Genomic DNA, 23,522 nt, shown 5'->3' on the forward strand with positions numbered 1-23,522 from the left:
GAACGTCCTCCTTCGCGTGCGATAAAGATCGAAAGGCGTACATGCATGCTCGGTCGTGGTCCGCCGGTCGGATAGGGGTTTCGGGCATTTCCGAAAGCCTCGCCGCGACAGGTCTCGGCGGCGGGCATCATGCAGGGATGTGGCGGCTGCACTTCACGTCCGACGATCTGGCCCGCACCCGCGTCGCGCCCACCCTCGGACCGCTCGCGGAGACCTTGTTCGGCCTGATGACGGCCCGCTCCCGGTGGCCGGTGCCCGCGTACCTGCTCGGTTGGCGAGACCGGGCGCGGGCCCGCTTCAACCCGGCGTTCAAGCCGCTGACCGACCTGGCCGCCCCCGGCTCGATCGGGCTGGACCTGTGGAGCCTGACCGGCGAGGCCGCCACGATCGAACAGGGCCTGGAGGCCTTGCGCGCGCTGCGCCCCGGCACCGTACGCGCGGAACTGGCCCGCACGCCCGCGTTCGCTCCGGCCACCCGGCGTGCCTGGCGTCTCGGTGACGCCGACGCAGCCGCCCGCGAGGAAGTCGCCGTCGCGGCGAGGGCAGCGTACGAGGCTCTGCTGGAACCGGTGTGGGAGCAGGTGTCCGGCCGGCTGGACGCGGAACGGACGGCTCGGGCGCACGATCATCGCCACGGTGGTACGCAGCGGATGCTGGCCGGTCTGCCCGGCGTCGCCCGGTGGTCCGCGCCGGTGCTGTACGTCGACGCCGTCATGGACGCCGACGTCCATCTCGGCGGCCGGGGCGTCACCCTGGTTCCGTCGATGTTCGTCGGCGACATGCCGCTACTGCTGTCCGATGTGGATCCCGACGGGCCGTTCCGGCTGATCTATCCGGCCCATCGCGACAGCCTGCCGCTGGCCACCGCGGTGCTGCCGGAGGCCGCTCCGCACGGCGTGACGCAGCTCATCGGCCACACCCGCGCCCGCGTTCTGCTGGCCATCGCCACCGCGCCGTGCACCACGACCGAGCTGGCCGGGCGTACGCGAACATCGCTGGCGACGGCGAGCCAGCACGCGTCGGTCCTGCGCCAGGCGGGACTCATCACGACGCGGCGCGACGGGCTGGCCGTGAGGCATGTCGTCACACCGCTCGGCCAGGCGTTGCTGAACCACTCGGCCTGAGGAGGAACCGTCGGATCGCCGGGGAACAACGATGTGCCGAACCCATGGGCGACGATTCGGCCCCGGTACAGGAGTCAGGGTCGGCCGGTGAACGGCGCCAGCGCGGCGGTCAGGACCGCCCGAGCCGACGCCAGACTGGGTCCGTACCAGGTCAGGTGACGGCCGGACACGAGAGCGCAGGGAACGCCGGGGAAGGCCTCCGGTCCGTCGTCGTCGGTGAACGCGTAGGGCTCGTCCGGCAGCACCATCAGCTCCGGAGAAGCGGCGTTGATGTCCACAAGGGACGGTCGCGGGTATCGGTCGGTGCCGTCGAAGACGTTGTCCACGCCCAGCCGCCGCAGCAGATCGCCGGCGAACGTACCACCGCCGAGCACCACCCACGGCTTGCGCCACACCGGGATCGCCGCGCGTACCCGAGGGCCGACGTGGGGCGGTCGCCAGGCGTCGCGCGCCGCCGCCAGCCAGGTGGGCGTACCCAGGCCCAGCGCCGTGGTCAGGCGCTGCAACGACGCCAGCGCCTGGTCGAGGTCCTGCGGATAGGTGACCCACACGGGTACGCCGAGAGCCCGCAGCGCCTCGACGTCCTCCTCCCGGTTCTCCTCGACGTTGGCGAGTACCAGATCGGGGTCGAGGGCTATGATCCGGTCTACCGACGGATACTTGGTCCCGCCGACCCGGCGTACGCCCAATCCGGCCGGATGCGTGCAGTAGTCGGTGGCACCGGCCAGCATCCCGGGGGCGCTGACGGCGACCGCCTCGGTGAGCGAGGGCACGAGCGACACCACCCGGCGGGGCGGCCGAGGGACCGGGACGGGACGGCCGAGATCGTCGGTCGGATCCATACGGCCAGCCTAAGGCGCCCGGCCGAGCCGGACATGAGGAGGCTCGCGTTGCGAACACTTGCCATCACGCAGAACATGACCGTCGACGGTTCGATCGAGATGCTGGGCGACTGGTTCGAACCCCAGAGCCAGGCGGGCGTGGACAACTCCGACCTCATGGAGCACCTGCACCGCCAGGACAGTCAAGCCGACGCCCTGCTGGTGGGCCGGCAGACGTTCGAGGACCTCCGCGGCTACTGGCCCCTGCAGACGGACGACGCGACCGGTATCGCCGCGTATCTCAACAGCGTGCGCAAGTACGTGGTCTCCGCGACGATGACGGCGCCCGAATGGCAGAACTCCACCGTCCTGTCCGGCGACGCCGTCGAACAGGTGCGGTCGCTCAAGGAGCAGCCGGGCAAGGACATCGTGGTCACCGGCAGCATCACGCTGTGCCACACCCTCATCGAGGCCGGCCTGGTCGACGAGTACCGCTTGTTCGTCTACCCGATCGTCCAGGGCCGCGGCCGGCGTCTGTTCCCGGACGGCTTCGAGCTCCCGGCCCTGAGCCTGCTCGAGGCGAAGACCTTCCGCAGCGGAGTCACCCACTGGCGCTACGCACCCGCGTCGCGCCTTCCCCGGACCGCGACGGCCTGACTTGACCTGACTCGACCCCAGGCTGGAGGATGACCGGTGGGGAAGGCCGCCTCGTTTGTCCACGCCTTGCGCGTGTGACCCAGATGTCCTTGAGGACTCGCCGAGCGGCCTTCCTCCTCTGTCTCCCGCGGCATCGGACGTATCTCCCGCGGCATCGACGGCCCTGTCCCGGTGGCGATCACCGCACTTAGGGGGTTGTCGGGGTATGCGCGGCCCTCACCGGCGCATACCTTCACAGACGACCGCTCGCATGATCGCAGAGGGGGCACCCCCATGGACACCGCCGTCGTTCCGGTCCCGCTCGGCGACCGCTCCTACGCCGTCGAGATCGGCCCCGGCGTACGCGCGCGCCTGCCGGAGGTCGTCGCGGAGATCGGCGTACGCAAGGTGGCCGTCGTGACGTCACGACCGGTCGAGGAGGTGCCCGACCCGGGGGTGCCGTACACGGTCGTGACGGTCCCGGACGGCGAGGAACACAAGACGGTCGCCACCGTCGAGCGGATCTGCCTCGCGTTCGCCGAGTTCGGCCTGACTCGGCTCGACGGCGTGGTGTCGGTCGGCGGCGGCACGATCACCGACATGGTCGGGCTCGCGGCCGCGCTGTTCCACCGCGGCCTGCCCGTCGTCCACCTGCCGACCACTCTGCTCGCCCAGGTCGACGCCTCCGTGGGCGGCAAGACCGCCGTCAACCTCAGCTGCGGCAAGAACCTCGTCGGCGTCTACTGGCAGCCGCAATCGGTGCTGTGCGACACCGACTATCTGCGTACGCTGCCGGACCGCGAATGGACCAACGGCTACGGCGAGATCGCGCGCTGCCACTTCATCGGCGCCGGCGACCTGCGCGGCCTGCCACTGGAGGAGCAGATCGCGGCGAGCGTCCGCCTCAAGGCGTCGATCGTCACCGCCGACGAGCGCGACGACGGCCTGCGCCACCTGCTCAACTACGGGCACACCCTCGGCCACGCGCTGGAGCACGCCTCCGATTTCCGCGTACGCCACGGCGAAGCGGTCGCGATCGGCACGGTGTTCGCGGGTCGCCTGGCCCGGGCGTTGGGCCGGATCGACGACGCGCGGGCCGACGAGCACCGTGAAGTGGTCGCGCACTACGGGCTGCCGCTCGAACTGCCCTCCGATGTGGACACCGAGCGGCTGATCGCCTTGATGCGCTTGGACAAGAAGGCGATGTCCGGTCTGACCTTCGTGCTCGACGGCCCGTCCGGAGCGGAGCTGGTGACCGGGGTGCGCGAGGACGTCGTCGCGACAGTGCTCGACGCGATGCCCCGCTCGGGACGGTAGACGATCGGTCAGTGCGGCGTTCCGACGCTGTCCGCCTCGATCGTAAGCAGTACGCGTACCTGGTCGCGGCCGCCGAACCACGGGTACGGCCGGCCGAGATAGCGCTCGGAGAGCCGGTCGATGTGTTCGGCCGCGCCGTCGGTCGTCATGCCGACGACCCGGCCGCGGATCCGGAAGTACCGCGCCGGCTGGGACGGGTCGGACACGGTGACGGCGACGCGCGGGTCGCGCCGGATGTTGCGTACCTTCTGGTGGGTCTGCACGGTATTGATCAGCAGGTGCTTGCCGTCGGTGTCCGCCCAGGTCTGGGTCAGCTGAGGGGAGCCGTCCGGCATCACCGTGGCCAGGTAGCAGGTGCTGGTCGCGTACAGGAGGGCCAGCAGTTCCTCGGGAAGCTCGATCACCGCATCAGCTTGCCGATCATGGTGACAGTACGCAAGCGATGGCTGGGTGTTCCGGATGCGGGCGGGCTCGGACCGGCGGAGCCTGCCCGCATCCGGCGGTCAGTACGCGTACAGCGCGGCACCTTCGGCGGTGAGGGCGAGGAGACGGTGGTCGCCCGCGGCGAGCGACCCGGGTACGGCCATGATCTCGCCGAGGTCGGTGGTCGCCTGGGTCGCGACCTGCAGTGCGAACAGATGCACGGCGTGGGTCTCGTACGCGAGGCTGACCTCCGGCTCGCGGGCGAGCAGGGCCGTTCCGCCGGTGTCGACGCCGACCGTGCCGAAGCCGGCCAGGGCGGCGGGTGTGGCCACGCGCAGCTGGTCGTCGAGGATGCCACCGCGTTCGAGGCAGACCAGGGCGCCGCGGGGGACGATCCAGTCGTCCGTGCCGAGGTCGCGGGTGACCGGCGCCGCACCGGTACGCAACAGGACCACCTGGTACGGGTTGCGGCCGGCCTCGTCGTTCGGGTTGCCGCCGTCGGTGAGGCAGATGGCGTCGCCGGCACACGGGACGAGGCCGTTCAGGCGGCTGGTGACGCGCGTCCCGGGCACGGTCGGGTGGGCGGTGTAGCCGACCGTCGGGCCGTCCCCGCCCAGGTCGACAGTGGACAGCCGGGTGTCGGTGACGAGGTAGAGCTTGCCGTGCCACAGGAGGTTGCGCGCGTCGCCCACACCCGGTGGCAGGCCGGTCCACTGCTGGCCGGTCGGGCGCCCCGAAGCGAGGTCGTACGCGCGCAGCGTCGTGCCGTCGGCCCGGTAGAACACGTCCGCCGTGCTGATCCGGTCGATCCCGCCGTGCGGGATGTCCACGTTGCCGCCGGCGCGCAGAGCCGGCTCGATCAGTGTCCGGGCACCCGCGGGCAGGCTCCACCGTTGCCGGCCGGTACGCCAGTCGAAGGCCCGCATCGCGCCGGCCTCACCGGCCGTCAGGATGGCGACCTTCTCGGTGAGGGTGGGCAGCTCCCCCGGTTCCGTACTGGTGCCGCCGGCCAGTTCGCGTTGCCACAGCGTACGGCCGTCCGTCAGGTCCAGGACGGTGATCTGATTGCGGATCGCCGCCGACGTCGTCGTGTCGGCGGCCAGGTCCACGATGACCAGTTCGCCGCCGATGACGTTCATCAGGCTCAGCTCGTAGTGCGGGCCGGCCACCGTCTGCGTCCACATGAGGTGGCCATCGGTCGCGTTCAGCGCGGTGACCCGCAGCGCGCCGTCCTGGTAGCCGGCGACGAACGCGCGGTCGTCGACGATCCGCGTGTACGCCTCGCGCGCCGTCGGGAGAGGCTCGCCGATGCGGCGCAGCGCCGTCCCGCTCGGCGCGGGCGTCACCGGATGATCCGGATGCCGCGCCCGCAGCACGGCCACCGCCATCCCCAGAAGGAGCAGCACCGCCAGACTCGCGGCGGTCACCGCCGTCACCACACGCGTACGCCGGCGGCGCTCCCCCGCCGCGGCCACGTCCGACACGTCCGGGACCCTCGACATGTCGGCCTCGCTGCGCAGACGGTCGGCCAGCCCGGCCCGGCCCCGGGAGAGCCACGACCGCACCGTGCTCTCGGCCGCCCCGGTCTCGGCGGCGATCTCCCCGACCGGCAGGTCCAGCAGATAGAACAGGGCGAGCGCGCGGGCCTGCGTCTTCGGCAGCTGCTTGAGCGCGGCAGCCAGCAGTACGGCGTCCTCGGTCGGCCCGGGCAGCGGCGCCGGGGCCTCCAGCCGGGCGCGGGACCGGACCCGCAGGTGCCGCCACCAGTCCTGCACGAGCCGGTTGACGACCAGGCGCAGCCACGCCTCGACGTTGTCGTAGCCGCTCACCTGCCGCCATCGCTGCCACGCCCGCGTGTACGCCTCCTGCGTCACGTCCTGCGCCTGTTGCAGGTCGCCGGTGAGCCCGTACGCGTACCGGAGCGTGCGATGCGAGGTCGCCTGGTAGAAATCCGCGAAATCCATGTGTCCGTTCCCGCCCGTAGTCGTTTCCCATCCTCACGACACGGTTCGGCGGGCGAAACTGCCGCACCCTATTTCGCGGCGGGCGCGATCACCGCCGCGTGGGTAGGAGGTCCGTGGAGCCGGGGCGAGGCCGGGTGTCCGGCGAGCGGAGGTGGGCGGTGATCGCGAGCGTGGCTCGGGAGGGCGAGCTCGATCAGCCGATCGGTGGGGCGAGGTATTCCAGCGTGTAGCCGTCCCCGGCGGGGGTGACGCGGGCGATGCCGGGTGAGTCGAGGTGGGCGCCGGCCACGAAGTGGTCCGGTTGGGCCAGTTGCCGGAGCAGGTCCGCTCGCGCAGCGCGAGCCTGGGGCTGGTCGCCGTCGAACTCCCAGGTCACGTTCGGCCGATCGAACTGAAGTGTAGGCACGTGCACGGTGTCGCCCCAGATGAGAAGGTGGCCGGCGGCGCCGTGGACGTCGTAGACGGTGTGGCCGGGGGTGTGGCCCGGGGTCGGTACCGCGGTGATCCAGTTGTTGATCGCGACCCGCTCCGACACGGGAACGACCCGGTCGCGGACGGGCTCGAGCCGTCCCGTGAACACCGAGGTGTCGCCCGCGCCGATCCACACGCGCTCGAGTTGGGGGAACGCCTGCGAACCGTCCGGCGCGATCAGGCCGCTCACGTGGTCTTCGTGGTTGTGGGTGACGGCCACATCGGTGATGTGCGTCCGGTCGATCCCCGCTTCGTCGAGCGCGTCGTAGATCAATCCCATGGTGGGGTCGTGCCAGTTGTCGGACGCGCCGGTATCGACGAGGACCGACCGCGTTCCGTCGGTGACGAAGAAGGCGTTGACCGACAGCCGCAGGTTGCCCCCGACTATCGGGACCGCGGCAGGCAGCTCGCCGAGCGGGCGCCCTTCCTCGTCGCGCAGCCGCGTCGGCGGCATGTCGATGTATCCGTCTCGCAGCGAGATCACCTGCAGATCGCCGAGTTCGAACGTGGCATGGTGCCGGCCACTCGAGATCAAGCGCATGGAACCTCCATCGTGTCGGACGCGCGTCGCGCGTCTCCGATAGAAGACGAAATCTTCTTTAGAAGACACCCTACACTAGGCAGCGATGTACCCGACGTTCGAGGAGCACGGTGGTCGAGCAGGACGAGAACGGGGTCGGACCGCAGCACGGTGACGACCTGGCCGGCGCGTTCGGCGGTAACGTGCGGCGACGCCGCGAGGAAGCGGGTCTGACGCTGGAGCAGCTGTCCGCACAGTCGTCGGTCAGCCGGGCGATGCTGTCCAAGGTCGAGCGCGGCGAGAAAAGCCCCACGATCGGCATCGCGTCCAGGATCGCCCACGCGCTCGACGCCTCACTGTCGGACCTGATCGGTGCGCCCGGCGCGGCCGCGTCCGGCGTGGCCATGGTCCTGCGCAAGAAGGACCGCCCCGTCTTCCGGGACCCGGAAACCGCCTTCGAACGGCACATCGTCTCGGCGGCGCCCGGGGCCGGCGGAGCGGAGATGATCTTCCATCATCTTCCCGCGCAGGTGTCGACCGGTTTGCTGCCGGCATATCCGCCGGGAACGGAGAAGCAACTCGTCGTCCTCGAAGGCACCCTCACCGTCGCCATCGGCGGGATCAGCGAGACCCTGGACGCCGGCGACTCCATGTTCTTCCAGGCCGACGCGGACCACGGCTTCGCCAACCGAACGAACACGCCCTGCGAATACCTCATGGTCATCCTGCGCAGAACCTGATCGCATCAGCCCCGTCGCAGTGTCAGGTGAGCGGTCTCTCCTCTCCCTCCGGCGCGTACCGTCAGGTGTCCAGCGAGCGGAGGTGGGCGGTGATCTTGCGGGTGATCCTGGCCAGATCGGCGAGGTCGGTGGCGGTGAGCTGGTCGATGACATGGCGGCGTACTGAGTCGACGTGCCCGGGCGCGGCGAGCTCGATGGCCCGGCGGCCGGCGGCGGAGATCGCGACGTCGGTGCCGCGCGCGTCGGTCTCGCAGGGCAGCCGGTCGAGGAGGCCGCGCGTCGCCATGCGGGCAATGTGGTGCGACAGCCGGCTGGGCGACCAGTGGAGCCGGACGGCCATGTCCTTCAGGCACCAGCGCGTCGCGTCCGTGTCGTTGAGGAGGCTCAGCACGTCGTAGTCCGGCTCGGACAGGCCGAAGCCGGCCGTCAGCTCGGCGGCCAGCCGGGCGTCCAGCAGCCGCTTCATCTGCCGGTACCCGGTCCATGCCGCCTGCTCGGCGTCGTCGAGCCAACGCACCTGCTCCACCATGGGCACCACCGTACCCGAGAACAGATTGACACGTCACACACTTCGGTTGCATGATGTGTCAAACAGTTTGCATGACACGTCAAACAAAGGAACCGGCATGACGGTGGGGATAGTGATCGGCAGTACCCGACCAGGCCGGGTGGGCGGCCAGATCGGAGCCTGGATGGCGGGCCGGGCCGGTGCCGGCGGCGACCTCATCGACCTCGCCGAGCAGGGCCTGCCGTTGCTCGACGAGCCCGAACACGCCTCCACCGGCAACTACGCCCGAGCGCACACCCGCCGGTGGAGCGAGCGGATAGCCGGCTGCGCCGCGCTGGTGTTCGTGACCCCGGAGTACAACAGCTCGTTCCCGGCGTCGCTCAAGAACGCGCTCGACTACCTGTACCAGGAATGGCGCGGCAAGCCGGTCGCCGTCGTCGCCTACGGCGGGATCTCCTCCGGCGGGCGGGCCGCGCAGTCACTGCTGCCCGTCCTGGTACACCTCGGGATGATGCCGGTCGGCACCCTGCTGGTCCGCTTCCGCAACCACCTCGCCGACGGCCGGTTCGTCCCCAACGACGCCCTCGACGCCGACGCCGACGACCTGCTCGCCACATTGCGCCGCGTCACCGCTCAGGCGTTGCCGGCCTGACGCGGATTCAGCCCCGGCGCAACGTCAGGTAGGCGGTCTCCTCGCCCTCCGGCACGTACCGGTCGATCTCGACCACGAAACCGTTGGCGTACGCGAATTCCAACCCCTCCGTGCTCGGCTCCCACACGACCGTCTCGATCTCCTCCCCCGGCGCCACGCTCAGCAACGCATGCGCGTACAGGGCCCGGCCGTAGCCGCGATGCCGGTACTCGGCGAGCACCCGCACGATCACGGTCGCCGGGCCACCGTCCGCCGGCGGCCGGACCGTCGTGCAGCCGACGAGCGCCTCCCCCGCGTACGCGACTTCGAGGTGATAGCGCGTGAGCCGCTCGGCGACCTCGTCGGCGGAGAGTGCGTCGGCGGGGATGATCTGGTTGTGTACGAACCGCCAGTCCTCGGCGGTGTCCGGCGTGACGGTCAGGATACGAAGATCACTCACCGCGCCAGTCTACGAACGCGCGAGACACACGCCGAGATTCAGGTCAGGATGCGGTTGATCACGCCGGACTCGACCACGATGACCGCGCCGATGAGCATGAACACGCCGGGCACGATCCAGTGCCCGAACCGCTGCACCGCCGCGATGACCTTCTTGTGCGAGCCGAGCCAGGAAGCGGCCAAACACCACACCGCGACTCCGATGGCGAACACCGCGACCGCGATCACGCTGCCGGACGGACCGATGGTGCGGAAGAACGGCGTGTAGACCGAGATGTTGTCAGCGCCGTTGGCCACGGTGATGCCCATCACGGATACCAGTCCGGTTGCCACACTGGCCGGAGGCGGCGTCTCCTGGCCCTGTGCACGGATAGCCGCCACCAAGCCGCGCGCCCCGAGCGCAAACGGCACCAGTCCGAGCAGGCCGACCCACTGATCGGGCACGATCGTGAGTCCGAGAGCGGCTACGGCGGAGATCGCCACCAGGAGGGCGATGCCCGCGTACTGCCCGGCCCAGATCTGCCACAGCTTCGGCCTGCCCACAGCTCGGGCGGACAGGAACAGCACGGTCAGCACGAGGATGTCGTCGACGTTGGTGCCCGCGAACACTCCGAGCGCCGTTGCCAGCCGCCCGAGAAGATCTCCCACGGCGCGGCAGCCTATGCCATCAGGGCGAACGTCGGTACCCGGTACAGGCGGCGGTCAGCGATCGCGCCGGTCAGCTCTCCTTGGGCCAGGCGACCGTGTAGTACGTGGTCGAGACGGAGATCTTGAGCACGTTGGCGTGGCCCTTCGGTTCGGTGACCGCCGGCCCGGTCTGCCGATACACCTGGGGCCACGTCATCGCGGTTCCCGTCGGCAGCTCGGTGGGCGGAGGGAAGGCCGGGTCGTTCCAGTCCACGAAGACGTGCCCGGAGCCTGCGGCGTAGTACACCAGGTAGGGCTTGGGCAGTTGCAGGCCGTCGGCATTCTTGCCGTGATGGGCGAAGTAGAACCGTGTGTTCTGGAGCTCGCTCGTGGGCTCGCCTCTGTCGGGCCGGAACGTCAGGTCCACCTTCTCCAGTAGGGCCAGAAGATCGCCGTCGACCGGTACGTACCAGATCTGACTGCGGTTGCATTGGAACTGATACTTGTCCTGATTCCACTGGTCTTCCTCACCGGCGAAGCAACTGTCGTACCAGGTTGTCGCAGCCGACGGAGCGGGCAACCTCGCTTCGAAGGCCCGCGCGTCTCGGGCGGCTTGTTCTCGCGCCGCTTCGACGTTCTCGGCCACCGCGGCCTTTGTCCACTTATCGACGTTCTCCTGAGTATGCTGTGTCTCCCACAGCCCGCAGCCGGCCGTAGCGACGAGGACGGCGGCGGCCGCCGCCAGTTTTCTGAGCATGCCACCGATGCTGGCACCGCCTTCGCGGCCGGACATCGTCGTTTGTACTCAGCCGAGCGGCGTAGATGACTCAGCCACACGCGCCACGGCAGGCGAGCGGTTGCGATCACGACGCCCAGTTCAGCGACCAGGTGAGGACTCTCGACCCAGGAGGTTATGAGCCTTCACATCGACAGACGAAAACTCACCGGCGTCAAGGAGGGGTCCTGGTGGGGTCGGCGGCGTCGTTGCGTCCGGTGTGGATGTAGCAATTGCTCGAAGGATCGCCGACGCCGCACGATCGCATGCCTACTCATCTGCCACCGCCACTACGAAGCCAACCGAGACGCGGCCTGAATGATTGTCGATGATGCTGGCGACAACTCCGCCGACAAGTATCACCAAGCCGAAGAAGACCGCTGCGACGCCTTGGACGGTGGCGAACCATGGGCGACGAACGCTAACGCCCACTGGGGAATGGCCCATTATGCCGCGACCGTATGGATGCTCTGCGCGCTGCTGTGGAGTCATTTTGCGTAGCTTCCGACCAAGCCGAAGAAGCCACACACCGCCAGCTGTGACGAAACCGCCGACCAGAACTGAAACGATGATTCCTCCAGCCATTCCATGAATCACGGCATCGTTGCCCGTGGTCAGAACGGCTTGCATTTCTCTCCTCGAATCTCAAGACGACCGGATGTATGCGGCCTATTTGAACAACGACCAGAGCGTCTTGTCTGTGTGGAAGAGTGAGCCCTGGGCGCCGAGGAAGACGCCGACGCCGATCTGCACCTCGCCGCCATGCCAGGAACTGCCGTCTTGTCGGTGCTCACCCCAGTAACACAGTCCGGCGAACGGGACGACACAACCACCATAGCTTCCGTTGGTCTGCTCGGCGGGTGTGGCACTGGTGACTCCGACGCCCCACGCTCCTCCGACGAGGCCCATGCCCCCGACGCGGCTGAATGCCGAATCCCCTGGGCGTAACGCCAGGCTGCGCGAGTTTCCCAGCGCGATCGGCAGGCAGGACGAACCGATCCGTGGAACGAAGGTCAGGTCGTTTGCTGCAGATATCGTCCACGCCCACGATCATGGCGTTGTCGATATTGTCGACAGGTGCTCGCACTCACCTAGACCCCTTTCACAAGAGAGCATCCCGACCGCAACCGACGCCTCGCCCCGCCACGCCCGGGTCCACACCAGACACAGACGGTCCGGCCCCGGATCTTCAGGACCCCCGCCGCCGTGACGATCAGCCGGCCGACGCCGTGCCGTCCGGAGTATGAGCGGCCGTCCGCAAGCGCCACGGCCACCCCTGTGACCCTGTTTCAGCAGCTCAGACCGCCCATGCCACCAGTCACCGACCAGCCCTGCTTCCTCTCCAAGGAGCCCCAGGGGGACAACATCCGAAGAAGCGACAGCCGCCCACCGGCCGGTCCGACCTTCGGCAGTGCGAGATCAGAAGGGCTGCAGCATGCGGCGGTGCGGGTTCTTCCTGAGGAGGACACGCCCCCGATGAGACGTCGGCGGCGTCGACCTTGGCCCCCAAAGCGGCCGAGTTGAAGAACCCCCGAGGACGGCCTCGACGGCGCCATGAGCTGCCGCGTGACTGGCGCGATCCTTGGAACAGCGGCGCCCTGTGCGGCCCTCCGGCCGGCTGGATGATCACATGCCGGGCCCGGTCGTCGGCAGGTCGCTCGCACAGGCCGCACCGATCAGGCCGGCCAGCAGGGCGACCCGCGGCACCACGGAGTCCAGGTCCAGCCACTCGTCCGGGCCGTGGTCGCCGCCACCGACCGGGCCCAGCCCGTCGAGGACGGGCCGGCCGCTCTCGGCGAGCAGGTTCGCGTCGGCACACCCGCCGGTCGCCGCCGCGGTCACCGCCAGGCCGAGCCCGTCTCCCACGGCACCGGCCAGCTCCAGCAGCCATGCTGTTCCGGCGCCGCCGCTCCACGGCGGAGTGGGTGCGATGAGCCGCAGGTCCGCGGTCACCTCCGGCACGAACTCGGTCGCTGCCAGAGCCTCGATCGCTTCGAGTACGCGACGGTACTCGCCGGGATCGCAGGCCCGCACGTCCGCCACGATCCGGCCCCGCTCGGCGACCACGTTCGGGCGCGTACCGGCCTGCAGGAGGCCGACGTTGACCCCCGGCAGGCGTTGCAGGGCCACGGTCAGCCGGGCAAGCGCCAGCGCGGCGTTGGCTCCCCGCTCCGGCTCGATGCCGGCGTGGGCCGCCTTGCCGTAGAGGTTGATCTCCACGTCGGCGACGCCCGCGCGGGCGCGTACCAGGTCTCCGTTGTCGCGGGCGCACTCCAGGCACAGGATGACGTCGGCCTGCGCCGCGAGTTCGGCCAGCAGCGGCCGGCTGCCCGGTGAACCGATCTCCTCGTCCGGGGTGGCCACGACGACGAGCTCACCGTAGGGCTCGTCGCCGCCGAGCCGCAGAGTCTCCGCGGCGGCCAGCCCAGCGAGCAGTCCGCCGGCGTCGTCGCAGACCCCCGGCCCGTACGCGCGCCCCGCCCCCTCGTCGATCCACAGTGGTCGGCGGGCCGCCGTTCCGGCCGGGAAGACGGTGTCCAGGTGACCGGCCAGCAGGACGGTACGCGTACCCCGGCCCGCCCTGCGGGCGACGACAGCCGATGCGAGCGGCCGGCCGGCATCCTCCACTGGCACGAGTGCCGTGGTGAACCCGTCGGCGGCGGCGTACGCCCGCACCAGCCGGGCGGCCTCGTCGAGTCCGGGCAGGTCGCCGGAGCCCCGGTCGAGGGCCACCAGTGCGGCCAGCCGCTCCAGGAAGGCCGGATAGCGCCGGGCCGCGTACGCGACCAGTTCGGTGCCGTTCACAGGACCTTGGCCAGGAATCCGCGGGTACGCTCCTCGCGCGGGGCGACGAGCACCTGACCGGGCTGCCCGGCCTCCACGACGACCCCGCCGTCCATGAAGACGACGGTGTCGGCGACCTCGCGGGCGAAGCCCATCTCGTGCGTGACGACGACCATCGTCATGCCTTCCGCGGCGAGCGACCGCATGACGTCGAGCACGTCGCCGACGAGTTCGGGGTCCAGGGCCGAGGTCGGCTCGTCGAACAGCATCAGCTTCGGGCGCATCGCCAGGGCCCGGGCGATCGCCACCCGCTGCTGCTGGCCGCCGGAGAGGGTCGCCGGGTACGCCTCCGCCCGGTCGGCCAGCCCCACGCGGTCGAGGAGCGCCAGGGCCTGCTGCCGGGCGTCGGTCTTGCTGACTCCGCGTACGCGCATCGGGGCTTCCATGATGTTGGCCGCCGCACTGAGGTGGGGGAAGAGGTTGAAGCGCTGGAAGACCATGCCGATGTCGCGGCGGCGGGCGGCGATCTCGCGGGGCCGCAGCTCGTGCAGCCGGCCGTGGCTCTCGCGGTAGCCGACCAGCTGCCCGTCGACCCGCAGCCGGCCGGAGCTCACCGTCTCCAGGTGGTTGACGCAGCGCAGGAACGTGGACTTGCCCGACCCCGACGGGCCGAGCAGGCAGCAGACCTCGCCCGCCTCGACCGTCAGGTCGATGCCGCGCAGCACCTCGTGGTGGCCGAACGACTTGGTGACCTGTTCGGCGTGGATCATCGCGGTCATCGCGGCGCTCCTCCTGTGTGGACGTGGTGGCCGCGCCCGAAGCGGCGTTCGAGCAGGATCTGCACGATCGACAGCACGCTGACCAAGGCCAGGTACCAGATCGCGGCAACGGCCAGCAGCGGGATCACCTTGTAGTTCTGGGCGTAGACCCCCTGCACGGCGGTCATCAGGTCTCGTCCGGCGATGACGGACACGAGGGCCGTCGACTTGAGCATGGTGATGACCTCGTTGCCCATCGGCGGCACGATCACGCGCATCGCCTGCGGCAGCACGATCCGCCGCAGGGTCTGGGCGGAGGTCATGCCGAGCGCGTGCGCCGCCTCGGTCTGCCCCTTGTCGACGGCCAGGATGCCGCCGCGCACGATCTCCGCCGCGTACGCCATCTCGTTGAGCGACAGGGCCAGGACGGCCGCGACGGTGCCGGTGATGACGAGGCTGGTGGGCTTGTCGAACAGGATCGTGCCGGTCAGTGGCACCCGCACGGTGATGCGGGGCAGCAGAGCGCCGAGGAAGCCGAAGAAGACGATCTGCACCAGCAGCGGGGTGCCGCGGAACAGCCAGACGAACGCGGCGGCCAGGGCCTTGAGGACGGGGTTGTCCGACAGCCGCATGACCGCGAGCACGATCCCGCCGGTGGCGCCGAGGACCATCGCGACCGCGGTGAGGATCAGGGTGGTACGCACGCCGGCCAGGATGAAGTCCTGGGTGAGGTAGTGGCCGACGGTCGCCGGTTCGAGGGCGGGGCTGGCGGCGAGGGTGACGACGAGCCAGACGGTCGCGGCCACGGCGAGGGCGGCGGTGATCCACCGTCCGTAGTGGCGCACCGGGACCGCGGTGAGGGAGGCGGGTGGCTGGGTCATGCTGTTCCTTCACGCAGGGGCGCGGCGGAGGGGCAGCTCCGCCGCGCCGGCCGGCAGGGCGACGGTCAGTCGACGGCCTGGTCGATGGTGGCCTTGGTCAGACCGATCGGCTGCTGCTTCCACTGGGCGAGGATGCGGCCGTAGGTACCGTCGTCGATGAGCGACTGCACCGCCGCCTGGTACGCGCCGGCCAGGTCGGCCCTGCTCTTGAGGAAGCCGAACGCGTTCGGGCTGGCCTGCCAGCCGTTGGGGTTGGCCGCGTCGGCGACGAGCTCCACCTTGTCCGCGAGCTGCGCCTGGGTGTCGACGAGGTTGACCTTGGTCGCCGCGACCACCTGCACGGTGCCGGCCAGCATGGCCTGGACCGCCTGGGGGTTCTCCGGGTACTCCTTGATCGTGATCGGCTTGCCGGCGCAGCTGGCCTTGCTGTAGTCGGCCAGGTGCTGGGCCTGGTTGCTGGCCTTCTGCACGCCGACGTTCTTGCCGCACAGGCCCGACACGTCGGCGACGGCGTCGGGGTTGCCCTTGGGGACGAGGAACCCGGTGCCGGACGCGGAGTAGTCGACGAACGTCGCGACGGCCTGGCGGGCCTTCTTGTCGGTGATCCCGCCGACGATGACGTCGTACTTGCCGGCCTGCAGGCCGGGTACGAGGCCGTCGAACGGCTGCTGGCTCCACTGCGCGGTCAGCCCGAGCCGCGCGGACGCGGCCTGGACGAGGTCGTAGTCGAGGCCCTTGAACTTGCTCTGGTCGCCCTCGTTGAGGAAGGCGATGAACGGCTCGTAGGGCGCGTTGGTGGCGACGGTGATGCTGCCCTTGCCCCGGATGTCGGCGGGGACCTTCGCCGCGAGGGCCGCGTCCGTACGCACTTCGCCGACGCCGGCGACGGTGGTCGTGACAGTGGCCGCGGACGCGGACGAGCTGGGGGCGTCGGTGCCGGATGTGCAGGCGGTCAGTGCGAAGGCGAGGCCGATGCCGGCCGTGGCCAGCATGAATTTACGCAGGTACATGGTGTCCTCCGGTGGGGATGCGACACAGTACCGGGGACTGTAATGGAAATTACAGAGGTTGGGAAGATGTCAGAAGTTGTAATGATCACAACAGGTCGTGCCGCTGGGCCGCCTGCTCGATGGCCGCGAGCCGCCGGCCGACGGCCGGGCCGAGCTGGGCGATGACGCCGTCGATGACCGCCTCGATCACCGCGAGGCTGGGCACGAAGCTGTCGTACGGCGAGGCCGAATCGACCCGGGCCGGCAGGACGACGTCGGCGACGCTGGCGATCGGCGACAGCCACCTGTCGGTGAACAGGACGATCTTCACGTCGGCCGCCTTCGCCGCCTGCGCCAGCGCCAGGGTCGGCGGCTCGTAGCGGCGGAAGTCGAAGAGCACCAGCAGGTCCTTGCGGCCCAGGTCGGCGAGGGTCGCCGCCCGCTCCACCGGACCGGCGGGCAGCATCCGGCTGCCGCCACGGATCTGCACCAGGTGCAGCACGAGGTACTGGGCCAGCAGCGACGAGAACCGGCCCCCGTACGCCGTGATGCGCAGCTGCGCGTCGGCCAGCAGGCGGATGCAGGCGTCCACCTCCGCGACCGGCAGCTCGGCGAGGGTGGCCTCGACGGCCTTCGGCAGCAGCTGCTGGGCGCGGTCGAGCGGACCGTCGACCGCCGGCGCACCGGCCGCGTACGCGATCAGCGGCGAGGTGTTGCGCTCGTCGAGCTCGTCGCGTACCGCCTTCTGGAACTCCGGGTAGCCGCGGAAGCCCAGCCGGTTGACGAAGCGCAGGACGGTGGGGCCGCTCACGGCGGCCCGCTCGGCCAGCGCGGCGATGGTCTCCAGCGCGGCCGACGGGTAGGCGGCGAGCAGCACGCGGGCGACGCGCCGCTCGGCCGGGCTGCAGTCGGCCAGCTTCGCGTGGACCAGTCCGGCCACGCCCTGTTCGGCTATGGTCACCGCTGCCTCCCATCTGGTCGCTTGGGGCCACCATAGCCGGGAGGTGACACGACTCGGGCGGATGGCTGCCCGTTCGAAGGCAGCCATCCGCGTCGGTCTCAATGCGCCAGCGTGCACCCGTAGGCGGCGGTGCCTGAACCGGAGTACGCGTCGAGCTCGACATAGTAGGTCGCGCTGCCTGAAGCGGTGCGCGTGTACGACAACGACTCGTCGGCCCCCGCACCGTCGTTGACCGACCGCACCAGGGTGCTGCCCGAGGAGTTGAGCAGGTAGAGATCCGCGTCGTAGGCCGAGGGGATCGCGCAGCTGACGGTGAGCGTCTGCCCGCCGGACAGGGTGGTGGCGAAGTAGTCGCGATCGCTGCCGCTGGCCATGTTCCCGGTGACCGTGACGGGGAACGTCGCCCCGGTCAGCGGGTCCGCCGTGCCGCGGGAGTCGTTCGGCTCGGATTCGGCGACCGTCGACCCGCCCCCGCCGGTGCCGCCGCAGTCGGTGACCGGCGTACCGGAGTAGAGGCTGGGATCGGCGACCCCGTTGGTCACGCTCCGCAGGTAGTACCCGCACGTGGGCCGGTGGGCGAAGTCGAACTGCTGCCCGTCGGTCAGATGCCAGATCTTGTAGTTGCTGAAGGTCAGCGGCTGCCCGGCCACGGCCTTCTCCGGCTGGTGGTCGCCGAGCACGATGTACGCGTCCGGCCCCGACAGAGTCGCCAGGCCGTTGCGGTCGAGGTAGAGCGACGCTCCTTCCTCGACGCCGACGCCCCAGGCCTTGCCCCCGGAGACCAGCCCGTCCTTGATGGCCCGGGCGACGAAGGCCATCGTGCGCCCCATGCGGTCCCTGGTCACGAAGTGCGAGTCGTTGATCGTGGCGCCGTAGAACGGCCAGCTGAACATGCCCGTCGTGAACGTGACGTAGGAGTTGTACGGGTCGGCCAGCGCTTCGGAGGACAGCACGCTGCCGCCGCACGCGTCGTAGACGACGTCGCTGTTGATGTGGTGGCCCGCGCTGCCGCCGCCCGCGCCGCCGCCCTTGGCGACGACCGACTGCACGGAGCCGCGCAGGCTCGTGGTCTTCCACGCGGCGTACCGGCACTGGTCGCCGCCGGCGAAGTAGACGAACTCGGCGTTCTGGATATCGGTGTTCACCTGCACGTTGTTGCCGTCGGCGGCGGCGGTCAACGTCAGGGTGGTGCACGAGTTCACACCGGCCAGCGTCATGATCGTGTCGCACTCCGGCGTCTTGCTGCCGGACGTGGGCGCCGACCCGGCCAGCACGACGATGTCCAGGGTTCCGGTTGCGCCCCGAATGGCGTCGATCGCCTTGGTCATGGTCGCCGGGATGATCGCGCCGGAGCCGTTCATGGTGAAGGCTGGGCCCGACCACGCGGAACGGCTGACGTCAGCCGTACTGCCGAGCCGTACACGGGTGACCGCGGCGTACGCCGCGGTCGCGGGAAGCAGGGCCGCGACCAGCGCCAGAACCGCGATCGCAGCACCTCGGGGGTTGGGGGACATCGCTCTCCTCGCAGACGATCCACCACGCGAATGTGACAGACATTACATCCACATGCGGAATTCGTACATACGTAATCTTCATTAGATCGACCCGGCCGGCGTACGTAATGTCTGTTACATCTAGACGCACACCACGCCAACCTGTAACTTCTGATCCGCCGCGTGCCGCGCGGCGCCGCCCGCCGGTTCCGGACACAATCCACCACGCTGCCGGCGGGCGGCTCCACCCGCCTCACCGGAGGTACGCATGACCCGTCGACGCGCCGTCCTCGCCGGAACTCTCGGCGCGACCACCCTGGGAGTCCTCGGCCGGGCCGTCCCCGCGACCGCCGCCGCGCCTCGGCCCGGCCCCCTCGTCCTGGTCGGAGGCGGGCTCTCCGACGACAACGCCGCGATCTACCAGACCATTGTCGACCTGGCCGGCGGCGACCGGGCGCGGATCGGCGTCCTCACAGCCGCATCCGTTCCCCCGAGCCAGGACCCGGACGCCGGTACGCCCGACGCCAGCAACAGCGCCGCCAACGGCGCCTACTACAGCGACCTACTCCGCTCCTACGGCGCCGGCCAGGTCACCTGGATCCCGGTCGACCTCGACACGATCGCCAACGCCGACGACCCCGCCCTCGCCACCCAGATCGACACGATGACGGGCTTCTTCTTCGGCGGCGGCGACCAGTACCGCTACGTCACCTGCCTGCTGCACGGGGACGCCCACACCGATTCGCTCGTCATGGCCGCCATCCGCCGCCGCCACCAGGCCGGGGCCGTGGTCGCCGGCAGCAGTGCGGGCGCGGAGATCCAGCAGGGCACCGACATGGTGACCGGCGGCGAGAGCTACAACGCCCTGCGCGACGGCTGCCAGCCGGGCTACTTCGACGATCCCGACGTGAGCGGGTACCTGCCGGCCGGCGGCTTCGGCCTGCTGAGCAGCGGTCTGATCGACACCCACTTCTCGGCGTACGGGCGGCTGGGGCGGGCCCTCCAACTGGCCCGCACCACCCTGCACCGCCGCGTCTACGGCCTCGACCCCGACACCGCCCTCCTCGTCCACTCCCCCGGAACGGCGTACGAGACCGGCCGGGTCGTGGGCGTCAACGGCGTCAGCATCCTGGACCTGCGGAACACCACCGCCCGCTGGAGCTACCTCACCGACGGCGCCGCGTACCATCCGCACGCGTGGCGCGCCGTCCTGCCGCGGCAGCTGAAGATTCTGCGCCCCGTCCGCGGTCTGCCCGTTCCCTCCAGCGACGACGTCTTCGCCGACTGGGCGGCCACCGACCTCGCCCGGCAGCTGGCGTCCTGCACCGCACCGACCGCTGTGGGCTACACCCGCCAGACCGACCCGCAGTTCGAGGTAGCCCTCTCCAAGCTGCCGGGATTCTGCGCCTACACCGACGACTCGATCAACGCGGCCTCGTTCGTCGACCTCGCCGTCACGATCCGCCGCCGCTAGTTGTGCTCGCTGCGCCCGGCCGTCGCCGTCCGTCCAGGGTCGGCGGCGGCCGGGCGCTACCTCATTCCAAGGCGTCCGTACGCGTGACCGGTCAGGCGAGCGGCAGGACGACGCGACTCTGGTTGCCGACCCCGACGGTCATGGGGCCGTTGCCGATGGCGCTCCAGAGCTCCACCCTGACGGTGCCGTTGGCGACGCCGAACCTCGACGGGCTCCCCCGCCGCAAAGCCGCGAAGGTGCGGCGCCCCTTCGCGGGGCACCGCACCTTCCTTCCTATGTGACCGGCAGCCGTAGCGACGCCCGGGCCGGTCACCCACGTCGTCAGACGCAGCCGCGCGGGACGAACACCCAGTTCAGGTCGGGCGCCGGCGCCCCGGGCGCCGAGAATTGGAAGCCGGGCACCTTCCCCATGATCCACTGCCGGTTCTTCGTCACGTACCGGACGTCGAACGGCCAGTTCACAGGGATGGTGCCGAGCGGGTTGTACCCGGGCGAGCTGGCCGTCGCCCGGCTGGGGCCGAACAGCGCCGCACCGACGTTGCCGAACGCCGGGCAGTTCTGGTTGATCGTTACGCGCAAGGTGTCCTGATACGCGCCGTAGGCCGGACATAGCCAGTCGCCGGAGCTGCAGAACAGGTCGGCTTTGGCCATACCCGCGTACGACGGCGTGCAGTTGCCGTTGTGCGGGCTGCCGCTCTCCAGGTAGAAGTTCAGGAACGTGTACGCGTACGCGCATCCGCCGAACTGCCCGTACGCCCAGCCGCGCGGGTAGGTGTAGCCGGGGTTGAAGATGTCCATGTGGTCGGCGGCGTTGCCCGCGCTGTTGTCATAGAAGAACAGGTTGCCGACGATCGGATCGTTGACGCCGGGGCCGCTCAGGCCGACCCAGCCGTATCCGTAGCCGACTCCCTGGGAGGACGCGCCGGGCGAGGTCACCCGATTGAATCCGTACCCACCGGTCGCGTGCGCCGGCGACACCGCGGTCACGGCCACCGCGAGCATCGTCGCCGCGACGACCGCCCACCTCTTCGCTCCAGCCTGCATGTGCCGTCCTCCAGGGCTCAGCTCGTCGTCACACCTATTCCATAGATGGTGATTTATTTTCCAGGTACGCGCAAGTGCAGTGAAGGCGTACCGGGCCGCGGTGCGCCAGGTGGACGCTCTCCGGTTCGCGGATCTGGCCGCGCAGGGCCGGCCGGCGCTCGTACGCGACGACCCGCGTACGGCCCGGGATCTCCCGCGCGAGGCGCTGGGCCTCTGGCGGGGACGACCGTATGACACGGTGTCCGGCGCGACGCGCGGTGTCGGATGCGCCGAGGTCGTCGGAGCCGATGTAGTCGAGATCCTCGCCGACGGCGAACCACCAGCGTAGCGGGATGTCAGCCATGACTCGCATCGTGTTGGTGCCCGTCTGGACGGCCCTTCGTGGCGCGTCGCCGCATCCTGACCTACCGCGTCGCATTCGCGTCCGACACTGCGCCCGCGCGCTCGCTACCAGCGGCTCCTGGCCGCGGCACGAAGCGGCGGTCACCGGCGAAGGATACGCACGGTCGGCGCTGCTGAGGCTGCTGTCGTTGCAGCGCGAGACGCGCCGGGCGGTCCAGACTCGTCAGCGAGACTCGTCGGTGCTACTCGCGCGGCCAGATCGTCTTCGCTCTGCACGGCGTCGACGCGCTGGCGAACCTCGGCCTCTCGGTACTCGTCACCCGCCGCGTCAGGCCGCGAAGTAGGGGTGGCGATATACCGATGATTTGTATATGCTGACCATATGAGCGTCCACGGTGCACCCATGCGCGAACCGACGTACTTCATCCTCACGGCTCTGCTCGACGGGCCGCTGCACGGATACGCAATCATCAGTCAAGTGGCGCAGCTTTCCAGTGGCCGGGTCAGGCTCGCCGCCGGAACCCTCTACGCCGCGCTCGACCGGCTCACCGCCGAGGGCATGCTCCGCGTGGTCAAGGAGGAGATCGTCTCCGGCCGGGCCCGCCGCTACTACGGCGTCACCGAACCGGGCACCGTCGCCGTGCGCGCCGAGGCCGACCGCATGGCCGCCGCGGCAGCCCTGGTCACCCACCGCCGCCGCCCGATCGTGGCAACGGCGGTGATGGCCGTATGACCACCATGGACAGTGCGACGCGGTTGGAGCGGCGGTATCGTCGGCTGCTTTGGGCGTATCCGCGCGAATATCGAAAGAGCCGCGCGGACGAGATCCTCGGCACGCTGATGGAAATCGACGAGGGCCGCCGCTGGCCCGCACCGCGCGAAGCCGCCGCCCTGCTGACGGGTGGCCTACGGACCCGGATCCGCGCGAACCGCGAGCGGCCCCCGCGGCAGGTATGGCGCGACGGCCTGCGCTTCGCGGTGCTGGCCGCCCTTGCAGCGGCACTGCTGCAACCCTTCATCGATGTGGAGGTCTCGTTCACTGACGCCGCACCGGTGCAGGACCGGGTCTTCGCCGCCATCGCGATGCTGCTCACCACCGCGGCCTTGGCGGTGGCCGCGCGCGGGCGGTACTGGCTCGCGATCGGCGCCTGCGCGGCCGGGTGGGCAGCCATCGTGACGTCCTTCCAGCTCAGCGAGCATAACTGGGGGGCTGCCGCGTTCATCGCGGTTGAACCGGTGGTCGCGATCGTCGGCCTGATCGTCCTCGCGATCCGGCGGGTGCCGGGCGGCCGGGCCTGGCCGTGGCTGGCGCTGCTCGCACTGCTGTGCGCCGAGGCCATCCCATCGTTCCACCTGGAGACCCGCTACCTGGCGGTAGCCCTCAGAACGGGGCTGGCGGCGATCCTCCTGCTGACGGCCGTGGTGGATGCCCGGTTGCCGATGATCGGCACCGGCCTCGCGACCGGCATGTTGTTCGCCCAGACCATCGTGATGCTGTCGACGCCGATGCCGGCATCGGACGTCGTGTCGATGCTCGGCACCACGGCGGCCTATCTCGCACTGACGCTCGTCGTGGGGCCGGGGCTGCACGCCTGGCGGCGGCGATCGTCCACACCGGACGACACTGTCGCAGCCTGACCCGAAGCGGCACGGCAGAGGTCTCAAGACCCGCGCCGTGCCGCTCATTGCGCCAGCAGCACCGCGGCAGGCAGCAGGACGAACTCAGCGTAGAACAGCAGCCGCGACCACCGAATTGGCGACGGATCGACCACCACAACGA

Annotated in this window: 26 protein-coding genes and 1 pseudogene; 8 read left to right on the plus strand and 19 right to left on the minus strand. The window is 70.1% G+C overall.

The annotated features are described in order from the left end of the window. Positions 1–137: 137 nt before the first annotated feature. Positions 138–1,124: an ArsR/SmtB family transcription factor gene (locus tag G401_RS52360; RefSeq protein WP_051366135.1), complete on the plus strand. Its 987-nt coding sequence runs from the start codon at positions 138–140 to the stop codon at positions 1,122–1,124. Positions 1,125–1,198: 74 nt separating this feature from the next. Here G401_RS52360 and G401_RS0104730 read toward each other — a convergent pair whose 3' ends face one another. Beyond that, positions 1,199–1,966 (minus strand): helical backbone metal receptor, encoded by a 768-nt coding sequence (locus G401_RS0104730; protein ID WP_034590681.1) that lies wholly within the window; start codon positions 1,964–1,966, stop codon positions 1,199–1,201. A gap of 48 nt (positions 1,967–2,014) precedes the next feature. Between G401_RS0104730 and G401_RS0104735 the strand changes: the two genes are divergently transcribed. Together G401_RS0104735 and G401_RS0104740 are read left to right on the plus strand one after the other, a co-directional pair. Beyond that, the gene (locus G401_RS0104735) at positions 2,015–2,602 is read left to right on the plus strand and encodes a dihydrofolate reductase family protein (RefSeq protein WP_027341598.1); all 588 of its coding nucleotides are present in this window, start codon (positions 2,015–2,017) and stop codon (positions 2,600–2,602) included. Between the two features lie 273 nt (positions 2,603–2,875). Beyond that, positions 2,876–3,898, plus strand: a complete 1,023-nt coding sequence (locus G401_RS0104740) for a 3-dehydroquinate synthase family protein (protein WP_027341599.1) — start codon at positions 2,876–2,878, stop codon at positions 3,896–3,898. A gap of 8 nt (positions 3,899–3,906) precedes the next feature. Here G401_RS0104740 and G401_RS0104745 read toward each other — a convergent pair whose 3' ends face one another. The 4 genes and pseudogenes from G401_RS0104745 to G401_RS0104755 form a co-directional block, all read right to left on the minus strand. Continuing rightward, a complete protein-coding gene (locus G401_RS0104745) occupies positions 3,907–4,302 on the minus strand; it encodes a PPOX class F420-dependent oxidoreductase (protein ID WP_245601604.1) in 396 nt (131 codons plus the stop codon). Between the two features lie 99 nt (positions 4,303–4,401). Continuing rightward, entirely contained in the window at positions 4,402–5,823 is a 1,422-nt protein-coding gene (locus G401_RS57520) for an outer membrane protein assembly factor BamB family protein (protein ID WP_322787711.1), read from the minus strand. Positions 5,824–5,838: 15 nt separating this feature from the next. Continuing rightward, a pseudogene (locus G401_RS57525) lies at positions 5,839–6,285 on the minus strand (RNA polymerase sigma factor); the annotation flags it as partial. Positions 6,286–6,478: 193 nt separating this feature from the next. Next, positions 6,479–7,297 carry an MBL fold metallo-hydrolase gene (locus tag G401_RS0104755; RefSeq protein ID WP_027341601.1) on the minus strand — a complete coding sequence of 273 codons (819 nt, stop codon included), beginning with the start codon at positions 7,295–7,297 and terminating at the stop codon, positions 6,479–6,481. 110 nt (positions 7,298–7,407) lie between these two features. Between G401_RS0104755 and G401_RS0104760 the strand changes: the two genes are divergently transcribed. Beyond that, complete coding sequence (locus tag G401_RS0104760; protein ID WP_027341602.1) at positions 7,408–8,016, plus strand: helix-turn-helix domain-containing protein; 609 nt, start codon at positions 7,408–7,410, stop codon at positions 8,014–8,016. Positions 8,017–8,077: 61 nt separating this feature from the next. On the opposite strand, the gene G401_RS0104765 is transcribed toward G401_RS0104760, so the two are convergent. After that, positions 8,078–8,545, minus strand: a complete 468-nt coding sequence (locus tag G401_RS0104765) for a MarR family winged helix-turn-helix transcriptional regulator (protein ID WP_245601605.1) — start codon at positions 8,543–8,545, stop codon at positions 8,078–8,080. Between the two features lie 97 nt (positions 8,546–8,642). Here G401_RS0104765 and G401_RS0104770 point away from each other — a divergent pair, with 97 nt between their 5' ends. After that, positions 8,643–9,176: an NADPH-dependent FMN reductase gene (locus tag G401_RS0104770; protein WP_027341604.1), complete on the plus strand. Its 534-nt coding sequence runs from the start codon at positions 8,643–8,645 to the stop codon at positions 9,174–9,176. 7 nt (positions 9,177–9,183) lie between these two features. Here G401_RS0104770 and G401_RS0104775 read toward each other — a convergent pair whose 3' ends face one another. The 10 genes from G401_RS0104775 to G401_RS0104820 all read right to left on the minus strand — a co-directional run bounded on the left by G401_RS0104775 (position 9,184) and on the right by G401_RS0104820 (position 18,903). After that, positions 9,184–9,615, minus strand: coding sequence for a GNAT family N-acetyltransferase (locus G401_RS0104775; protein ID WP_027341605.1), 432 nt, complete (start codon positions 9,613–9,615; stop codon positions 9,184–9,186). A 38-nt stretch (positions 9,616–9,653) separates the two neighbouring features. Next, complete coding sequence (locus G401_RS0104780) at positions 9,654–10,223, minus strand: cadmium resistance transporter (RefSeq protein WP_245601606.1); 570 nt, start codon at positions 10,221–10,223, stop codon at positions 9,654–9,656. 109 nt (positions 10,224–10,332) lie between these two features. Beyond that, the gene (locus tag G401_RS0104785; protein ID WP_157545328.1) at positions 10,333–10,998 is read right to left on the minus strand and encodes a hypothetical protein; all 666 of its coding nucleotides are present in this window, start codon (positions 10,996–10,998) and stop codon (positions 10,333–10,335) included. Between the two features lie 288 nt (positions 10,999–11,286). Beyond that, complete coding sequence (locus G401_RS55610; RefSeq protein WP_157545330.1) at positions 11,287–11,646, minus strand: hypothetical protein; 360 nt, start codon at positions 11,644–11,646, stop codon at positions 11,287–11,289. Positions 11,647–12,642: 996 nt separating this feature from the next. After that, a complete protein-coding gene (locus G401_RS43500; protein ID WP_051366137.1) occupies positions 12,643–13,821 on the minus strand; it encodes a M20/M25/M40 family metallo-hydrolase in 1,179 nt (392 codons plus the stop codon). Then, entirely contained in the window at positions 13,818–14,579 is a 762-nt protein-coding gene (locus G401_RS0104800) for an amino acid ABC transporter ATP-binding protein (RefSeq protein ID WP_027341608.1), read from the minus strand. The genes G401_RS43500 and G401_RS0104800 overlap by 4 nt, the downstream gene beginning before the upstream one ends. Beyond that, a complete protein-coding gene (locus G401_RS43505) occupies positions 14,576–15,439 on the minus strand; it encodes an amino acid ABC transporter permease (RefSeq protein WP_034590683.1) in 864 nt (287 codons plus the stop codon). The genes G401_RS0104800 and G401_RS43505 overlap by 4 nt, the downstream gene beginning before the upstream one ends. A gap of 65 nt (positions 15,440–15,504) precedes the next feature. Continuing rightward, positions 15,505–16,449 carry a transporter substrate-binding domain-containing protein gene (locus G401_RS0104810; RefSeq protein ID WP_027341609.1) on the minus strand — a complete coding sequence of 315 codons (945 nt, stop codon included), beginning with the start codon at positions 16,447–16,449 and terminating at the stop codon, positions 15,505–15,507. Between the two features lie 85 nt (positions 16,450–16,534). Further along, entirely contained in the window at positions 16,535–17,389 is an 855-nt protein-coding gene (locus G401_RS0104815) for a MurR/RpiR family transcriptional regulator (RefSeq protein ID WP_245601607.1), read from the minus strand. A gap of 98 nt (positions 17,390–17,487) precedes the next feature. After that, a complete protein-coding gene (locus G401_RS0104820) occupies positions 17,488–18,903 on the minus strand; it encodes a pre-peptidase C-terminal domain-containing protein (RefSeq protein ID WP_027341611.1) in 1,416 nt (471 codons plus the stop codon). Positions 18,904–19,150: 247 nt separating this feature from the next. On the opposite strand from G401_RS0104820, the gene G401_RS0104825 reads away from it, so the two are divergent. Beyond that, complete coding sequence (locus G401_RS0104825; RefSeq protein ID WP_027341612.1) at positions 19,151–20,356, plus strand: cyanophycinase; 1,206 nt, start codon at positions 19,151–19,153, stop codon at positions 20,354–20,356. 91 nt (positions 20,357–20,447) lie between these two features. Here G401_RS0104825 and G401_RS58245 read toward each other — a convergent pair whose 3' ends face one another. The 3 genes from G401_RS58245 to G401_RS58785 all read right to left on the minus strand — a co-directional run bounded on the left by G401_RS58245 (position 20,448) and on the right by G401_RS58785 (position 21,743). Further along, positions 20,448–20,582 (minus strand): hypothetical protein, encoded by a 135-nt coding sequence (locus tag G401_RS58245; protein WP_281174134.1) that lies wholly within the window; start codon positions 20,580–20,582, stop codon positions 20,448–20,450. Positions 20,583–20,677: 95 nt separating this feature from the next. Then, a complete protein-coding gene (locus tag G401_RS0104835) occupies positions 20,678–21,400 on the minus strand; it encodes a hypothetical protein (protein WP_027341613.1) in 723 nt (240 codons plus the stop codon). A gap of 34 nt (positions 21,401–21,434) precedes the next feature. Continuing rightward, a complete protein-coding gene (locus G401_RS58785) occupies positions 21,435–21,743 on the minus strand; it encodes a hypothetical protein (protein ID WP_245601608.1) in 309 nt (102 codons plus the stop codon). A gap of 402 nt (positions 21,744–22,145) precedes the next feature. Here G401_RS58785 and G401_RS0104845 point away from each other — a divergent pair, with 402 nt between their 5' ends. Together G401_RS0104845 and G401_RS52365 are read left to right on the plus strand one after the other, a co-directional pair. Continuing rightward, positions 22,146–22,475, plus strand: coding sequence for a PadR family transcriptional regulator (locus tag G401_RS0104845; protein ID WP_157545332.1), 330 nt, complete (start codon positions 22,146–22,148; stop codon positions 22,473–22,475). Beyond that, positions 22,472–23,380: a hypothetical protein gene (locus G401_RS52365; protein WP_027341616.1), complete on the plus strand. Its 909-nt coding sequence runs from the start codon at positions 22,472–22,474 to the stop codon at positions 23,378–23,380. The genes G401_RS0104845 and G401_RS52365 overlap by 4 nt, the downstream gene beginning before the upstream one ends. Positions 23,381–23,522 lie beyond the last annotated feature (142 nt).

It is taken from the genome of Hamadaea tsunoensis DSM 44101, from assembly GCF_000428945.1.
Taxonomy (GTDB): Bacteria; Actinomycetota; Actinomycetes; order Mycobacteriales; family Micromonosporaceae; genus Hamadaea; species Hamadaea tsunoensis.

Excerpts from the sequence above, each read along its gene's own strand:
- G401_RS52360 (WP_051366135.1), top strand. The coding sequence starts at position 138 with ATGTGGCGGCTGCACTTCACGTCCGACGATCTGGCCCGCACCCGCGTC.
- G401_RS0104730 (WP_034590681.1), bottom strand. The coding sequence starts at position 1,966 with ATGGATCCGACCGACGATCTCGGCCGTCCCGTCCCGGTCCCTCGGCCG.
- G401_RS0104740 (WP_027341599.1), top strand. The coding sequence starts at position 2,876 with ATGGACACCGCCGTCGTTCCGGTCCCGCTCGGCGACCGCTCCTACGCC.
- G401_RS57520 (WP_322787711.1), bottom strand. The coding sequence starts at position 5,823 with ATGTCGAGGGTCCCGGACGTGTCGGACGTGGCCGCGGCGGGGGAGCGC.
- G401_RS0104755 (WP_027341601.1), bottom strand. The coding sequence starts at position 7,297 with ATGCGCTTGATCTCGAGTGGCCGGCACCATGCCACGTTCGAACTCGGC.
- G401_RS0104765 (WP_245601605.1), bottom strand. The coding sequence starts at position 8,545 with ATGGTGGAGCAGGTGCGTTGGCTCGACGACGCCGAGCAGGCGGCATGG.
- G401_RS0104770 (WP_027341604.1), top strand. The coding sequence starts at position 8,643 with ATGACGGTGGGGATAGTGATCGGCAGTACCCGACCAGGCCGGGTGGGC.
- G401_RS0104785 (WP_157545328.1), bottom strand. The coding sequence starts at position 10,998 with ATGCTCAGAAAACTGGCGGCGGCCGCCGCCGTCCTCGTCGCTACGGCC.
- G401_RS55610 (WP_157545330.1), bottom strand. The coding sequence starts at position 11,646 with ATGCAAGCCGTTCTGACCACGGGCAACGATGCCGTGATTCATGGAATG.
- G401_RS0104800 (WP_027341608.1), bottom strand. The coding sequence starts at position 14,579 with ATGACCGCGATGATCCACGCCGAACAGGTCACCAAGTCGTTCGGCCAC.
- G401_RS43505 (WP_034590683.1), bottom strand. The coding sequence starts at position 15,439 with ATGACCCAGCCACCCGCCTCCCTCACCGCGGTCCCGGTGCGCCACTAC.
- G401_RS0104810 (WP_027341609.1), bottom strand. The coding sequence starts at position 16,449 with ATGTACCTGCGTAAATTCATGCTGGCCACGGCCGGCATCGGCCTCGCC.
- G401_RS0104820 (WP_027341611.1), bottom strand. The coding sequence starts at position 18,903 with ATGTCCCCCAACCCCCGAGGTGCTGCGATCGCGGTTCTGGCGCTGGTC.
- G401_RS0104825 (WP_027341612.1), top strand. The coding sequence starts at position 19,151 with ATGACCCGTCGACGCGCCGTCCTCGCCGGAACTCTCGGCGCGACCACC.
- G401_RS0104835 (WP_027341613.1), bottom strand. The coding sequence starts at position 21,400 with ATGCAGGCTGGAGCGAAGAGGTGGGCGGTCGTCGCGGCGACGATGCTC.
- G401_RS58785 (WP_245601608.1), bottom strand. The coding sequence starts at position 21,743 with ATGGCTGACATCCCGCTACGCTGGTGGTTCGCCGTCGGCGAGGATCTC.
- G401_RS0104845 (WP_157545332.1), top strand. The coding sequence starts at position 22,146 with ATGCGCGAACCGACGTACTTCATCCTCACGGCTCTGCTCGACGGGCCG.
- G401_RS52365 (WP_027341616.1), top strand. The coding sequence starts at position 22,472 with ATGACCACCATGGACAGTGCGACGCGGTTGGAGCGGCGGTATCGTCGG.